Origin of the sequence: Streptomyces sp. DvalAA-43 (assembly GCF_900091725.1) — a bacterium.
GTDB classification, from domain to species: domain Bacteria; phylum Actinomycetota; class Actinomycetes; order Streptomycetales; family Streptomycetaceae; genus Streptomyces; species Streptomyces pulveraceus.
In genome coordinates, this window is record NZ_FMBW01000080.1 from 49331 (window position 1) to 63086 (window position 13756).

Here is a 13756-nt window from a genome sequence, read left to right on the forward strand (position 1 = left end):
TTCAGGGGGTCAGCCCGCTGTGGTTTGTTCGGCTTGGGCCCGGGTGCTGGCGAGGCGGTAGGAGTCGGTGCCGGTCTCGATGATTGTGCCGTTGAAGGTCAGGCGGTCGACGATGGCCGCGCAGAGGCGGGGGTCAGTGAAGGTCTTCGTCCAGCCGCCGAAGGACTCGTTGGAGGCGATGGCGACGCTGTTCTTCTCCTCGCGTTCGGTCAGCACCTGGAAGAGGAGCTCGGCGCCGTGCCGGTCGAGTTCCATGTAGCCGAGCTCGTCGATGCAGAGGAGATCGACGCGCCCGTATCGGGCGATGGTCTTGTTCAGCTGCTTCTCGTCGGCGGCCTCGACCAGCTCGTTCACCAGCTTCGTGGCCAGCGTGTAGCGGACCCGGTAGCCCTTCATCGCGGCCTCGGTGCCCAGGGCGATGAGCATGTGGGACTTGCCGGTTCCGGAGTCTCCGATCAGGCAGAGCGGCTGGCTCTTCTTGATCCATTCACAGCTGGCGAGGGTGTGGACGGTGGCGGCGTCGATGTTCGGGTTGGCGTCGAAGTCGAAGGCCCGCAGGGACTTCTCCCGTGGGAAGCCCGCGGCCTTGATCCGTCGTTCCGAGCGGCGCCTGGCCCGGTCGTCGCACTCGGTCATCAGCAGCTCGGCGAGGAAGCCGCGGTAGACACCTCAGGTACATAAGTCGTCAAGCCAGGCCGGTCATCATTCGAATGGACGTCGATAGCATCATGGACATGCCTGACGTGTGGATCGGCTTCAACTCTGATGACCGCCAGAGAGCTTGGTGGCAGAACGGCCTCGTGACGCTGGCCCTCACTGGTGCGATGGTCGTGATGATCCTAACCACGCACGAACCGAACAAATGGTGGTTTGTGAGTGGTCTTGGAGTCCTCGCTGTGGTCGCGTTCGTCGGCACGGTCAATCTGATCTATGGCAGGGTCCTCCTGACCGCAAGGGGATTGGAGTTCCACACCTTCGTCAGCAGGCGAGTCATCCCTTGGAACGAGGTCGCCGGTATCGAGACGCGGCGGCGGGTGATCCGGAGCAGGATTTTGTGTGATCTGCGAGTCGTCAGGGTTCGCGGGCGGTCGCTCACGATTCCGGGGACGGCCACCAGCCGGGTGATGGATGCCGAGCTTGAGCGGAAGCAGGTAGCCATCCAGGAACGCTGGTCCCGCGCGGTCAACGGCTGATGGACTTCATGCCGCGAGGGCCTCGGCTGCCGCGGGGAAGGCTATGGCCTCGTCGAAGCGGGCCCCGTGCTGGAGGCAGTGGTAGAGCTGTCCGAGCAGGCGGTTGAAGAGGTTCCTCTGAGCCGAGGCATGCCAGTCTCCGTGGTCACGACGCTTGCGGTAGTGGGCTTTGGCACCTGGCGATGCGTTCGGGGCAGAGAATGCCCAGAGGTAGCCGACGTGGTTGAGCCGATCGTTCTTCACCCACCGCCGGGTGACGCTCGATTTCTTTCCTGAGGCGCGCGTGATGGGTGAGGCACCCGCGTAGGCCTTGAGGCCGCGGGCATCCACGAAGCGTTGACGATCGTCTCCGATCTCGGCCAGTACCCGCGCACCGAGCTGGACGCCGAGACCGGGGAAGCTGACGATGATCTCAGCATCCGGGTGCTGAGGGAACGCCTCTTCCACTGCATGTTCCAGATCGTCAGCGGCCTTGGAGGCAGCTTCCAGCTGGAGCAGGAGAGCAAGCATCTGCGTGCCGAGCGCATCTTCGACGAGCCGAGGCTGATGAGCCCAGTCAGCTCGAAGAATGTCGCGGAGTCGCTCAACTTCTGCTTCGATGCCCCGCTGACGGCCGGCCCGTTTGAGGGCGGCCTGCAGCTGCGCGCGAGTCAATTTTGCTGCTCGTGTTGGAATGGGGGCGAGCCGGAGAATCTCGCGAGCTTCCGGCCTGCACAACCCCTTCTTCCAGACTTCAACAGCTGCGAGAGCCGCAGGGTAGTACTCCCGTAGGAGCGAACGGAGCTGGTTGGCTATCTGCTGGCGGTTCCAGACGGCATCCTGCTGGGCGCGAGCGAGAACGGCGACGGCGCGGGCCAGTTCGCTGTCCTGCGGCAGTGGCCGGTGGGCGTGCATATCGGTGCGGAGGATGTTGGCCAGGACCAGGGCGTCGCCGGGGTCGGATTTCTTGCGGGAGACGGCATGCCGGTCGCGATAGCGGGCTGCGGCCATGGGGGTTGATCGCGTATATTTTCCGCCTGCCTGTGCGGAGTACTGCAACCAGTAGGCCGCGAGACGTTTCGATGGCGACCGGGATCGGGCTCTCCTCGGTATCGCCGTACTCAGCCAGCAGATCCAGGAGCACCTGGTAGCCGGCGGCATCGTCGGTGATGTGCCGTTTGGCGACGAGCTGGCCGCTGTCGTCGACCAAGGCGACGTCATGGGTACGTTCGGCCCAGTCAATACCACAGTAGATCAAGGCTTTCCTTCCGCCGTGCTCTGTCCTGTCCACGAGCTCATGCGGGCCACGCAGCGACCTAATCCCAGGACTCAGCCTCTACAGCCGGTCCGCCACCTCAGTAGCTGTTCGTGGCACCAGCTCGCCCCACGGGCCTCGGTCTATGCAGGAGCTCAGACGGCTCAGGCCTATCAAGAGGTCACCATGAGGTGGGCTCGTCCCACCAACACCAACGAACGAGCAAGGTCTGGTGTTGATGCTCGACAGCGCTGAACGGCGCCTGTCTACCGCCAGGCCTTCTCAGCCCAGTCATCTGTAGGCGTACGTCCAGCGCCGACGAGCGTCAACATGCAGGCCGTGGTGATGGCCCACGGACGCCAAGACGTGCCCAGTCTGTCCGTAGGCCTCAAAGGCCAGGCCGAACCGGATGCATCCCATCTGGCACCCGCGCGGCCATCACCACTTGAGCGTCCAACCAGACCGCTCTAACTACGGATTAGGTCATCTGGTCCTTGATCGCCCGGTCGGCGATCTCGGTGAACTCGTTGCGGATCGACGGAAGCAGCAGCAGGCGGCAGGCGGTGTCGATCGCCGCGTCGGCGGCCTGCTCAGTCAAGCCTCGCTGTCGGGGCAGGGTCACTGGGCTTCTCCCTCATGATGGCCGCCGCCGCTGGTGCGACGGCGTCGTAGCAGTTGGTCGTATGGGGTCACCGACGGCAGCGGCCGGGTGTCCGGCGGAAGGTGTGCCAAGCGCCACTCGTGCAGCGACGTGACGGTCGCCGGCGTCTCACCAGGCATCTGCGGAGCGGATGCGCCGACGACCGGCTCGTCCTCCGCCTGGGCTGCCTTCCGGGCGTCCAGCGCGACGGCATCGGCGGTCAGAGCGCCGGCCCGCAGGGCGGCGGCCAGGCCCGCGACGACGTGCTCGTGGGCGAGGTGGCGGTTCAGCAGCAGGACCTCGATCAGCGCTCGGGTGCCGTCCCGCTCGCCGTGGACCTTGCGGGCCTGGACCCACCAGGCGTCGTGGACCGGGGTGAACTTGCCCGCCGACCTGGCCTGTTCCAGAGCCGTGGCGCCGGGGAAAGCGCCGGGCTTGCGGATGAGAGCTTCGAGGTAGTGGTCCAGGTCCAGCCGCAACCCGCCCTTGGCGATCAGCCTCTCGTGCCGGGCCACCTCAACGTTCCTGTCGTAAACCACCAGGTGAGAGGCGTGCAGGACGACGCGGACCCGTTTTCCGATGAACCGGGTCGGGACCGAGTAGCGGTTGGTCCGGACGTTGATCTGGCTGTAGCGGTCGACCCGTGGCGTGAACAGTCGGCCCGTCTCGAAAGGCTCCTCAGGCAGTGGCATCAGCAGCGGCTTCTCGATGGCGAAGTACTCGTCCACGGTCCGCGGCCGCGAGCCGATCCGGCGGTGCCCGTCGTGCAGGTCCCACTGGTCGACCATCTCGTTGAGCTCGGCGAGGGAGTCGACTTCCGGGACCGGGGTGAAGTGGTTGCGGCGGAAGTAGCCGATCATGCCCTCGACGCCGCCCTTCTCGTGGGCGCCTTCGATGCCGGGGCGGCAGTAGAAGCTCTCAATGTTGAAGTGCGAGCGGAAAGCGATCCACCGGTCGGCCTCCACCCTCGCCCGGCTCAGCCCCAGCACCTGGGCGACGGCGGACTTGAGGTTGTCGTAGCGGATCTTGGTCCGGGGAACACCGCCCAGTGTCCGAAGCGCGTGCACGTGCCCCTCGAAGAACGCTTCCTGGCCGCACGAAGCGAACACCCGGTGAACGGCCTTGCCCGAGTAGGACAAGCGAAGCGAGAACAACTAGCAGGTCACCAGCTCGCTGGCCAGACGCACCGTCACGTCGCCGAAGTCGACCTCCGCCTCGTGACCAGGCAGATGGGACTGGGGCACGAACGCTTCCACCGGGGCCTTGCCCGAGGCCGCGAGGATCTCCGGCTTCCGGTCGGAGACGTAGCGCCGGACCATTTGGTAGGAGACGTCGGCGCTGTGCTCCTCGACCAGCCGGTGGAAGATCCGGGTGATCGTGTGCCGTTGCTTGTGCGGCGCGTCGAGGTCCGTCCGAAGCATGTCGTCGATCACTGGCTTGTACGGATCCAGCGCCGTCCGCCGCGGCGGAAGCTTCTTGCGGGGCTCTGGCCAGACCGAGTCCACGGCCTTCTTCACGGTCCGCCACGACACGTTGTACTTGCGCTCAAGTTCGCGCATCTTCATGTCGGCACGGTGATCACGCCGGATCGCTGCGTACAGCTCGACCTTGGACATCTGCGGCATGACCAGGACCTTTCACCAGGAGCACCCCGATGCTGCCCTGGCAAGTACCCCAGTGCTGTCGAAACTCGTGAACATCACCCGACCGTGGATCTGGGTGCCTCCCAAACCCGTGAACAACTGACGGCACTACTGGTGAATAAAGCCACCGAGGCGTACGCGAAGGCCGTAGATCGGCATATCGCGCCACCGATCGAGTTGCTGATGCAGCTGAGCAGGGGACCTCTGAGCGATGAGCAGCATGCGCGGTATCGCTCGACCGCCGCCGGGACGAGTGCCCTCGTGGAGAGCCGCCGGCAACGTTTCGTACCCCTGGCTCGCCGGGCCCTGGACGGATCGATGGACGTCGTCGACTAGGCGCTGTCCGATGGGTCGTGTGAGCTGATCAGGGCCGTGGCTTAGGCGCAGATGAGCTTCTCCGAAGGCGCCGTCGTCGGGCTCGCTGGCACTGAGAGCTCGTCGCCAATCCGCCCACCCTTGCCTGCGTCGGCCGGTTGAGGAATGCGGTTGCGGTGGATCAGGCGGATGCGGTGATATTCCGGCATGAGTAGAGACGCCGAGGTCATCGTGCTCGCCCGCTGGTCGGACGAGGTGATGGAACCGCTGACCCAGGACGACCCGGAACGCACGTGGCGAGGTCGCTTCGTCCCGATAGCGGGGCACTGGGGCTACGAGTTCGGGTGGGCCCTGGAGTTCGAGAAAATGCGTGCCCGCAAGGGCCTGCTCAGGCACCTGGAGTCGCTGCCGTGGCCGCATCCGCATACGGTGCAAGTTCTGCTTCGCGACCAGGACGACGACTGCTTCGGGCTATGGATGTTCCAGGAGGGCCGGCTGGTGGAAGTCAGCATTCCGCGCACCGAGCGTTTCCACGAGCCGGCACCGGCTAATGAGGACTTCGAACCCGACCCGGGCATGCTGCTGCGCACCGACCAAAACACGGCTCTGCCCGAGCAAACCCCAGAAGCACGCCGCGACACCCGCTCACCCTGGTAGACCGAGTTCGACAGCTCATCTTGGGACGTCAGGGCTGTCGACGCGCGCCTACTCAGCGAACTGCGTCACCACTACCCAGGTGCGAGGCGTTTCACTGCGGACGGAGCCATAGGCGGATCGCGGCCACGGTGACCGTCCCGTGGAAGACGTACGCCCGTCTGTCGAAGCGCGTGGCGACGGCTCGGAAGTTCTTGAGCCGGTTGATGGTCCGCTCGACCTCGTTGCGGCGGCGGTAGATCGTCTTGTCGAAGCCTGTGGGCCGGCCTCCTTGGCTGCCGCGGCGCCGGCGGTTGGCCCGCTGGTCTCTCGGCTCGGGGATCGTGTGCTTGATCTGGCGTCTACGCAGGTGACGCCGATTACGGCGTGATGAGTACGCCTTATCTCCCCCGACATGGTCGGGCCGAGTGCGCGGTCGTCCACCAGCCTGCCGGGGCACACGGATCTCTTCCAGGACGGGAATCATCTGCGGTGCGTCCCCCCACTGGCCGGGCGTGATGACAAACCCGAGCGGGCGACACCCACCTTCCCCAGCAAGGTGGATCTTGCTCGTGAGCCCGCCTCGCGAGCGTCCCAGGGCCTCATCGGGACGGTGACGCTCCAGGCTCGTGCGCCGACCCGGGATTTTCGGGGCACGGGTGGAGGCACCAGCCGCGTGCTGATGAGCGCGGCAGGTCGTGGAATCGACGCTGACCATGCTCCAGTCGATCCGGCCCTCGGCATCGGCGTCGGCCTGGACGGCCCGCAGGATCCTCTCCCACGTGCCGTCCGCCGACCACCTGCGATGACGATCGTGAACCGTCTTCCAGCTACCGAAGCAGGGAGGCAGGTCCCGCCAGGGGAGGCCGGTCCGCTGCCGGAACAGAATCCCGTTGATCACACGGCGGTGAGATTGCCAGCGTCCACCCCGCCCGCGATTCGTCGGCAAGTGCGGCTCCAGTCGAGCCCACTCTTCATCCGAAAGATCTCCCCGCCCCATGTCCCACGGAACGAGTGCCCAGCGGGAGTGTCACGCGACCCATCGGACAGGGCCTAGCGCATCCGGCTTCGGTGGCGCCGCCGTCTTCAGCCCTGAGGTTCCGCCAGGGCCTTGAACGCCGGGCGCAGCAGGGCGGCGATGCGGTCGGCCGGGGCGTCACGAAGCACGTCCAGGCGGAGGAACTGGTGGCCGATGGTGACGCCCAGCAGGGCGGTGACGAACAGTGCGGCGCGCAGTTCGGCGTCCTCGGCTGCGGGCAGGGCAGCGCTGACGCCGTCGATCTGCCGGTCGAGGGTGACACGGACGTGATCGGCTGCTGCCGGGTCGGTGAGCATGGAGCGCAGCATCACCAGCGTGCCCTCGGGAAGGCCGCCGAGCTTGATGTCGAGCGTGGCCAGCAGCTGATCGACGAGCGCGTCGGTGTCGGTGGCCGTCGGCAGTTCGGGAAACGCCTGCACGGCCTGGGTGAACAGCTCGCGCTTCGAGCCGAAGTACTGCATGACCAGAGCCGGGTCGACGCCCGCCGCGGTCGCCACCGCGCGGATGGTGGTGCGATCGAATCCCTTCTCGGAGAACAGTTCCCGGGCGCCGTCGAGAATGCGAGTCTCGGTCGCTCGGCGACGGTCGGCGCGGGACTGACGAGGAGTGGACACCCCTTCACTCTATAGCCGTTGACCGAATTTCCGGCCGACCCTACGGTAAGTGAGTCAACACGTGTTGAGCGAATCGAGGCCCCAGTGCCGTATGTGGATACACCCGCTGTTCGCACCCCTCGCGAGGTGCTGAACCGCTATTACCAGGCCATGCTCGACAAGTCCGCGGACGATCTCGCCGATCTCTATGCCATGGATGCGGTGCACGAGTTCCCGTTCACCTCTCCCGGCTTCCCTCCGCGTTACGAGGGACGCGAGGCGGTGCGCGAGGGATACCGGGCGGCCTGGGGCGCGAGCCCCGTCCAGGTGCAGGAGGTCAGGAAGATCTCGGCCTACGAGACCGCCGATCCGCAAGTGATCATCGCCGAGCACGTCGTGGTGGGAACGCTGCCGACCAGGAGCACCGGCTTCACCGTCGCCGGTCTTCTGATACTCCACATCCAGAGCGGACTGATCACGCGGGCCCACGACTACATGGACAGCTCGGGAGTCGCCCGCGCCAGAGAAGGAGAGCCGGGCCGATAGGGGCGGATCAGCTCTCCCGCTACGGCTGATTCCCCGGAGCAGCGTGGCCGGTCGGCCGCCTCAGGGTCGCGAGAGCCGGGCATATCGGCGTCGACACGGCCATGCCGCCTGAGCGGCGGCGGAGAACCCGAACAGGACCTGTGGTCCGTCACCGACGGTCGTCGGAGCGGGTTGCTGCCCGCGGTGTCGCTGTTGACCTGTGGGCATACAGGTGGTCGTTCGGGACTACCGGGGTCACATCTGTGCGGTGAGGAAGCGGCCGCCCGGTTCACCGCGGAGGTGGCCCGGAGGGAGCCGTCTGCCATAGGCGAGCAGGAGGAGATCCTGTGCGGCGCCGGACAGGGGCGTTCCGGTGCCGAAGGACCAGTCGAGGTCGTCGGCGCGGAGTTCGATGCCGCCCAGGTCGGCTCGGAAGAACCTGAGGGTCCTGGCGTCGACGCCCTCCAGGAGGATGCGCACGCGGTCCTCGGGAACCCGGCGGTCGAGGCCCAGCGCGACCGTGATGTCCAGGCCGTGGATCACGTCGTGCCCCAAGGCCGCCTCGATCCCTCCGACCGGCGGCTTCCAGGGGTGATCCGCGTTGTCGCGGAGCAGAGCGGCGAGCTCACGCGTCGTATGGGCAGCCGCGTCCTTGTGGGCGCAGCGATCGGTCATCCGGTGGAGATTGCCTCGCGATCCGATCAGTTCCCATGCCGTCCTGGGAAGCGAGTAGCGAAACCCCATCGTCATGTGGGCCGCGACTTCCCGTACCCGCCATCCCTCGCACAGGGTCGGTGCGTCCCATTCCTCGGCCGACAGGCCGTCCAGCATGGCTGCCAGTTCGCGGCGTTCGGCCGCGATCGCGGCTCTGATCTCCGCCGTCGGTCTGCGGTGCTTCGTGTTCCCCATGCCTTCAAGGCTCTCGGCAGGCCCACCATAAGTCCAATAGTTTGGATGTCTCACAACTAGAATGATGGGTTATGGATATTCGGCAGCTGCGGTACCTCGTCACGGTCGCGGAGGAAGCCAACTTCACCCGCGCCGCCGCCCGGCTGCACCTGGCACAGCCAGGAGTCAGCGCCCAGGTCCGGCAGCTGGAGAAGGAGCTCGGGCATCAGCTGCTCGACCGCTCCGGCCGGTCGGTGACCCTGACGGAGGTGGGCGAGGCCGTACTGCCGTACGCGCGGGCCGCGATCAGCGCCGTCGAGGCGGTCCGCCAGACGGCCGACGAGTTCGCCGGGCTGCTCCGCGGCCAGGTCACCCTCGGCCTCGTCGCGGGGGCGGCCGCAGCAGCCCATGAGTTCGACCTGGCCGCCGTGCTGGCCCGTTTCCACGTGGACCACCCCCAGGTGGAGATCGCCCTGACCGAGAAGACCTCGGAGTGGATGCTCACCGCGCTGCGCCAGGGGGAACTCGACATGGCCATGATCGGGCTCGCGAACGCGGAGCCCCCACCGGGCGTTTCGCTCCAGGTCCTGGTCGACGAACCCCTGGTCGCAGCCGTCGCCCCGGACGATCCGGCCCTCACGTCCCCGGACCGCACGAGCATTCCATTGGCCGAGCTGCGCGATCGCCCGCTGATCAGCCTGCCACGCGGCACAGGCATCCGCGGGGTACTCGACCGCGCGTGCGCGCAGGCCGGGTTCCAGCCCCGCATCGCCTTCCAGGCGGCGGCTCCGCTGTTCCTTGCCCAACTCGCCGCCCGCGGCCTCGGCGTGGCAGTGGTTCCGGCCCTGCCCGCCGACACGGTGTCGGCCTTCGGGCTACAGATGCTGGAGATCACCGAGCCGCGGCTACGCGGCCGGGTCGCTCTGGCCTGGCGGACGGACGGCCCCACGAGCCCCGCGGCCACCGTCGTCCTGGAGCTGCTGCGTACGACCCTCACCGTGCCGGGGACCGGCTGACCGGTCGAAGTCGGTCAGCGGCAACGACGGCGACACGCCCGCCTCAAGGCCGACCGGGCCGGCGACCGCCCGGCCCCATGTGCCCAGCGCCCCGGAAGGGATCCGTTACCGTGCGCCGCGTATCCCGAGAATGTATGCGGCGGTGAGCGCGACGGCACGGTCCTCGTCCTGTGACAGCTGCGCGAGGGCATGTGACGTCGTGGCTCCCGGGATGTCCGCGAGCGCCTGTGTCAGCCGGCGGCGGGCGGACGATTCGCCGGTGCTGCGGGCGAGACGGTCGACGAGTCCGTTGGCGATCCGGTCCGCCGACGCGGGATCGTTCGCCAGCGCGCTCAGCACATCGGCCGCATCGACGTCGAGCGTCTCCTCGGCGATCATGTCGATGAGCGTCGGGATCGCTTCGGCCACGCCTCGCGCCCCGAGCTCCAGAGCCGCGTACCTGCGGACCACGCTGTCGGGGCTCGCGAGGGCTCCCCTCAGCAGTGCGGTCGCCTCACTGCCCGGAATCTCCACGAGGGACCGGACGGCACGTTTCCGGACCTCGGCCGTGAGTGAGCCGAGGCCCTCCGCGAGCAGGGACGGTGCGCCGTCGCCCCCTTGCGCCAGAGCCCATCGAAGGGCTCCGGCGACACTCGGGTCCGTCTCGTTCAGCACTGCATCGACCAGGACTTCCACTGCTCCCGGAACCTTTTCGACCGAGGACAGGGCCGCACGTTGGCGCGTTCCGGCGTTCTTCGACCCCAACGCCTGGAGGAGTGCCACGATCTGGAGGACGTCCTCCCAGCGGGCGGGTTCCGCCGCACCGATCCGACGGAGGCGTGCGAGCAACTCCGTCTCGCTCGCGATGCGCTCTCTCGTCCGGCGGATGAGATCGTCGACGAGGCCCGAGGGCGTGAAACCGGGATCATCGAGCGCACGCCCGACTTCACGCAGCGACAGCCCCAACGACCGCAGACTCTCGATATGGAAGATCCGCCGGATGTCCTCGTCGGAATATTCCCGATAGCCGCCGTCGGTACGACCCGTCGGCCGTACCAGGCCAAGCGATTCGTAATGCCTGAGCATGCGGGCGCTGACCCCGGACAGTCGTGCCACGTCACCGATCAACACTGCCTGTCACTCCTCCTGGCCGGTCGTGCCGAGGGCCACGATGCGCTTCGCCTCCTCGATCGCCCAATCGAATCCGGCATCCGGGTTGCGCAACAGCCGTTCCGTGGCGATCACGTGCTGACGCACACCTGGGTCATGATCCGTCATCGCGGCCCGCAGGGTCGGCATGGCCACCTCACCGAGTGCGACCAGCGCCCGGCTGAGGCTCAGCCGTGTCTCCCGCCCGCCGCGCCCGAGCTGTGTCGCCAGCGCTCGGGCCAGCTCGGGTTCCTCGCCTTCGGGCACGAGTACGACCGCCGCTCGCCAGGCGCTCCGCGCCACCTCGTCGTCGGCGTCGGTCAGAAGCTCCCGTGTGATCGCCGGCCACGCCTGTCTCTCCCCGATCTTGGACAGCGTGTGCAACGCCTGGCTCCGTGCCTGCGCACGTTCCGAGCGGAGTTCGTCGACGAGGTACGGGACCGCCGTCGACGACGGGTGGCGGGTGAGTGCCCAGGTGAGCATTTCGCGCACATGGAACTCGGGCTCGATCGCGCATCGTTCGATGAGCCTGTCGATGAACCGCGTGTCCGGGGTCGTGCCGGCCGCCAGCGCCGCCTGCAGCCGGACCGACGAGCTGCCGTGCTCCAGCCCCTGGAGGACTCGCATCGTGCTCGTGTTCTCTTTCGGCTTCTCTTTCGGCATGGTCATCGGGACCACCTCCTCGACCACAGTGAAGACGTTGTCACCGTGTCAAGGTCAAGCGGAGCCCGGCCGGGAGCCGGGCGGCATCCCGGCTCCCCTCCAACCGGGCAGGCCGAGCCGTCCGGAGGTCCGGCTACAGGTCGGTGTCCGCCGGACGGGCCCTCGCCCACTGCTCCTCGAACTCGCCCCGGTCGATCTCCTGGTCCGCCAGCTCGGGGTCGAAGAGGTCCGCGACCGGCGGGTCGAACAGCCAGTCCTCGGGGCGGCCGCGCACGGCGGATCCGTCCTCGGCCGGCTCCACCTGGCGGATCCGGCGCCCGTCGGGCCCCACTTCCAGCAGCTGGACGGCCGGTCCGTCGTCGTCCTCGTCCGAAGTGCGCCGCAGATACACGATGTCCCTGTCCGCGAGCGCACCGAATCCGCTGCGTCCGCGTTGCGCGTCCCGCTGGGCACGCAGGCCGTCCAGTCCGGGAGGCATCCGCGGATCGTCGATGTCGACCACCGCCAGCTCCTCGCCCTCGAACCGGGCCACCGACTCCGGGTCGTTGACCACCTCGACCCAGGCGAACGTCTCAAGGACCTCCCGCGCGGTCCGCGCACGGATCCACCACCACAGCCCGCCCATGCCGTAGTCGTGCAGTGTGAGAAACGAGCGCTTGTCCGCACTGCCCATGCCAGTCATACGGGCCGAGCCTAGTGGGGTCGGGACGCAGGACTGCCGCCGGACGTTCCCGGGACGCTCGGCGGCGTGGTGGTGCGTCCACTGCTTGTACTTGTACGCGGCCAGGTCCTTGCACGCGGCCGGTTCCCCGAGGTGGGCGGCGGGTACCACCGGCTGCAGCCGGTGCCGGGGATCTCGCTGCCCGCCCCGCCGGAACGGTCACGCCAGGTAGAGCGGGAACTTCGCGGCAGGCCCTCCCAGTTCGGCCTGCTCGGCGTCGGTCGGGGCACGCCGTCCCGTGCCGACCAGCAGCGCGTCCTTGTCGGAGAAGGACGAGGGGAAGGCTGCTCCGGCGATCCTCTCCAGCATGTCGCGGGACCCGGCGAGTGCCTCCGCGGGCGGCCCGGCGGCGTCCGGACGGTACGCGACCAGGTCGAGATGGTGCAGCGTCCACTCCAGCACGTACGCGCGAAGGTAGTCGCCCGCGGTGAGGACCTCGTCCCGGGTGCCGACCCGGAGGCCGGGGTCGGCGAGTGCGGCGGCACGGCCGGCGGCGGAGCCGACGTCGTCGAAGTGGAACGTGAGCAGCCGGGGTTCCTCGTACGCGGCGGCCAGCCGGACGGTCAGCGCGTCCAGCGGATCGCCGCCGGTCGGCGGCGCCCCGGCGACGTCCCAGTAGGTCACCGCGTCGCGGGTCGGTTCCGCTCGGGTGGGGGTCGCGAGGGTGATCAGGACGTCCTGGGCGTCGATGACCAGGTGGCACACCAGGTCCCTCACGAGCCAGCCGGCGCAGCCGGACGGTTTCGCGAAGTCCTCGTCGGGAAGCGCGGCGACCGCCGTACGCAACGCCGTCCAGGAGTGTGAGAAGAGATCCACATCGGCGAAGTAGTGCGGTGCCGCAGGGCCGGACAAGCACATCGGCACGATCGGCCCCAGGCCTCCGGGCCCGCACGCCCCCAAGATCGGCAGACTGACCCCCATGACCGAATCGGATCGCAAGGCCGACCTGCACCTCTATCTCCAGTCCGCCCGCGACGCGCTGCTGTGGAAGCTCGAAGGCCTCTCGGAGTACGACGTACGCCGCCCCCTGACACCGACCGGCACCAACCTCCTGGGCCTGGTCAAGCACGTGGCCGGTGTGGAGCTGGGCTACCTCGGCGACACCTTCGGACGGCCGTCGGGCGAGCCGCTGCCCTGGGTCCAGGACGGCGCCGAACCCAACGCCGACATGTGGGTCACCGCCGACGAGTCGCGCGAGCAGATGGTGGAGCTGTACCACCGGGCCTGGGCACACGCGGACGCCACGATCGACTCGCTGGCGCTGGACACGATCGGCAGGGTGCCATGGTGGCCGGACCACAGGTGCGAGGTGACACTGCATCATGCCGTGGTGCGCGTGATAGCCGATACGCACCGGCATGCCGGGCACGCCGATATCGTCCGGGAGCTGGTCGACGGTGCCGTCGGGATGAACAAGGGCAACGAGAACATGGGGCCGGGCGACTCCACGTGGTGGGAGAACCACCGCAGCAGGCTGGAGCACTCCGCCCGGCAGGCCGACCGGGGCGCCTGACCCCGGACCGCC

General features: G+C 67.9%; 13 protein-coding genes and 4 pseudogenes. 6 read left to right on the plus strand and 11 right to left on the minus strand.

The features are described from left to right. Positions 1 to 9: 9 nt before the first annotated feature. Positions 10 to 663 (minus strand): annotated as a pseudogene (gene istB / locus GA0115234_RS33795) (IS21-like element helper ATPase IstB); the annotation flags it as partial. Between the two features lie 47 nt (positions 664 to 710). Here istB and GA0115234_RS33800 point away from each other — a divergent pair. Further along, positions 711 to 1193, plus strand: a complete 483-nt coding sequence (locus GA0115234_RS33800) for a hypothetical protein (RefSeq protein ID WP_237541948.1) — start codon at positions 711 to 713, stop codon at positions 1191 to 1193. A gap of 6 nt (positions 1194 to 1199) precedes the next feature. On the opposite strand, the pseudogene GA0115234_RS33805 reads toward GA0115234_RS33800, so the two are convergent. The 3 pseudogenes from GA0115234_RS33805 to istA all read right to left on the minus strand — a co-directional run bounded on the left by GA0115234_RS33805 (position 1200) and on the right by istA (position 4683). Then, positions 1200 to 2430 (minus strand): annotated as a pseudogene (locus tag GA0115234_RS33805) (IS110 family transposase). A 478-nt stretch (positions 2431 to 2908) separates the two neighbouring features. Next, positions 2909 to 3049, minus strand: a pseudogene (locus GA0115234_RS33810) (AAA family ATPase); the annotation flags it as partial. Further along, positions 3046 to 4683 (minus strand): annotated as a pseudogene (gene istA / locus GA0115234_RS33815) (IS21 family transposase). The pseudogenes GA0115234_RS33810 and istA, both read right to left, overlap by 4 nt. Before the next feature lie 93 nt (positions 4684 to 4776). Between istA and GA0115234_RS33820 the strand changes: the two are divergent. Then, positions 4777 to 5046 carry a hypothetical protein gene (locus GA0115234_RS33820; RefSeq protein WP_141718520.1) on the plus strand — a complete coding sequence of 90 codons (270 nt, stop codon included), beginning with the start codon at positions 4777 to 4779 and terminating at the stop codon, positions 5044 to 5046. 186 nt (positions 5047 to 5232) lie between these two features. Beyond that, positions 5233 to 5682 (plus strand): hypothetical protein, encoded by a 450-nt coding sequence (locus tag GA0115234_RS33825; RefSeq protein ID WP_093549380.1) that lies wholly within the window; start codon positions 5233 to 5235, stop codon positions 5680 to 5682. A 91-nt stretch (positions 5683 to 5773) separates the two neighbouring features. On the opposite strand, the gene GA0115234_RS33830 is transcribed toward GA0115234_RS33825, so the two are convergent. Both GA0115234_RS33830 and GA0115234_RS33835 read right to left on the minus strand, forming a co-directional pair. Continuing rightward, entirely contained in the window at positions 5774 to 6658 is an 885-nt protein-coding gene (locus GA0115234_RS33830) for an IS5 family transposase (protein WP_093549382.1), read from the minus strand. An 86-nt stretch (positions 6659 to 6744) separates the two neighbouring features. Continuing rightward, a complete protein-coding gene (locus tag GA0115234_RS33835; protein ID WP_093549384.1) occupies positions 6745 to 7311 on the minus strand; it encodes a TetR/AcrR family transcriptional regulator in 567 nt (188 codons plus the stop codon). Positions 7312 to 7437: 126 nt separating this feature from the next. Here GA0115234_RS33835 and GA0115234_RS33840 point away from each other — a divergent pair, with 126 nt between their 5' ends. Continuing rightward, positions 7438 to 7836, plus strand: a complete 399-nt coding sequence (locus GA0115234_RS33840; RefSeq protein WP_256088886.1) for a nuclear transport factor 2 family protein — start codon at positions 7438 to 7440, stop codon at positions 7834 to 7836. A 234-nt stretch (positions 7837 to 8070) separates the two neighbouring features. Here GA0115234_RS33840 and GA0115234_RS33845 read toward each other — a convergent pair whose 3' ends face one another. Beyond that, complete coding sequence (locus tag GA0115234_RS33845; protein ID WP_093549388.1) at positions 8071 to 8724, minus strand: maleylpyruvate isomerase family mycothiol-dependent enzyme; 654 nt, start codon at positions 8722 to 8724, stop codon at positions 8071 to 8073. A gap of 71 nt (positions 8725 to 8795) precedes the next feature. On the opposite strand from GA0115234_RS33845, the gene GA0115234_RS33850 reads away from it, so the two are divergent. Next, complete coding sequence (locus GA0115234_RS33850) at positions 8796 to 9719, plus strand: LysR family transcriptional regulator (protein WP_093549390.1); 924 nt, start codon at positions 8796 to 8798, stop codon at positions 9717 to 9719. Positions 9720 to 9824: 105 nt separating this feature from the next. On the opposite strand, the gene GA0115234_RS33855 is transcribed toward GA0115234_RS33850, so the two are convergent. From GA0115234_RS33855 to GA0115234_RS33870, 4 genes are all read right to left on the minus strand, one after another. Further along, positions 9825 to 10829, minus strand: coding sequence for a MerR family transcriptional regulator (locus tag GA0115234_RS33855; RefSeq protein WP_093549392.1), 1005 nt, complete (start codon positions 10827 to 10829; stop codon positions 9825 to 9827). 6 nt (positions 10830 to 10835) lie between these two features. Next, entirely contained in the window at positions 10836 to 11516 is a 681-nt protein-coding gene (locus GA0115234_RS33860; RefSeq protein ID WP_093549438.1) for a HEAT repeat domain-containing protein, read from the minus strand. A gap of 127 nt (positions 11517 to 11643) precedes the next feature. Continuing rightward, positions 11644 to 12342 (minus strand): hypothetical protein, encoded by a 699-nt coding sequence (locus GA0115234_RS33865; protein WP_237541950.1) that lies wholly within the window; start codon positions 12340 to 12342, stop codon positions 11644 to 11646. Between the two features lie 48 nt (positions 12343 to 12390). After that, entirely contained in the window at positions 12391 to 13047 is a 657-nt protein-coding gene (locus GA0115234_RS33870) for a maleylpyruvate isomerase N-terminal domain-containing protein (RefSeq protein WP_093549442.1), read from the minus strand. Between the two features lie 103 nt (positions 13048 to 13150). On the opposite strand from GA0115234_RS33870, the gene GA0115234_RS33875 reads away from it, so the two are divergent. After that, positions 13151 to 13744: a DinB family protein gene (locus GA0115234_RS33875; RefSeq protein WP_093549394.1), complete on the plus strand. Its 594-nt coding sequence runs from the start codon at positions 13151 to 13153 to the stop codon at positions 13742 to 13744. Positions 13745 to 13756: the final 12 nt, after the last annotated feature.

Coding starts and splice junctions, on each gene's coding strand:
- GA0115234_RS33845 (WP_093549388.1), bottom strand. CDS start 8,724: ATGGGGAACACGAAGCACCGCAGACCGACGGCGGAGATCAGAGCCGCG.
- GA0115234_RS33825 (WP_093549380.1), top strand. CDS start 5,233: ATGAGTAGAGACGCCGAGGTCATCGTGCTCGCCCGCTGGTCGGACGAG.
- GA0115234_RS33875 (WP_093549394.1), top strand. CDS start 13,151: ATGACCGAATCGGATCGCAAGGCCGACCTGCACCTCTATCTCCAGTCC.
- GA0115234_RS33850 (WP_093549390.1), top strand. CDS start 8,796: ATGGATATTCGGCAGCTGCGGTACCTCGTCACGGTCGCGGAGGAAGCC.
- GA0115234_RS33830 (WP_093549382.1), bottom strand. CDS start 6,658: ATGGGGCGGGGAGATCTTTCGGATGAAGAGTGGGCTCGACTGGAGCCG.
- GA0115234_RS33860 (WP_093549438.1), bottom strand. CDS start 11,516: ATGACCATGCCGAAAGAGAAGCCGAAAGAGAACACGAGCACGATGCGA.
- GA0115234_RS33800 (WP_237541948.1), top strand. CDS start 711: ATGGACGTCGATAGCATCATGGACATGCCTGACGTGTGGATCGGCTTC.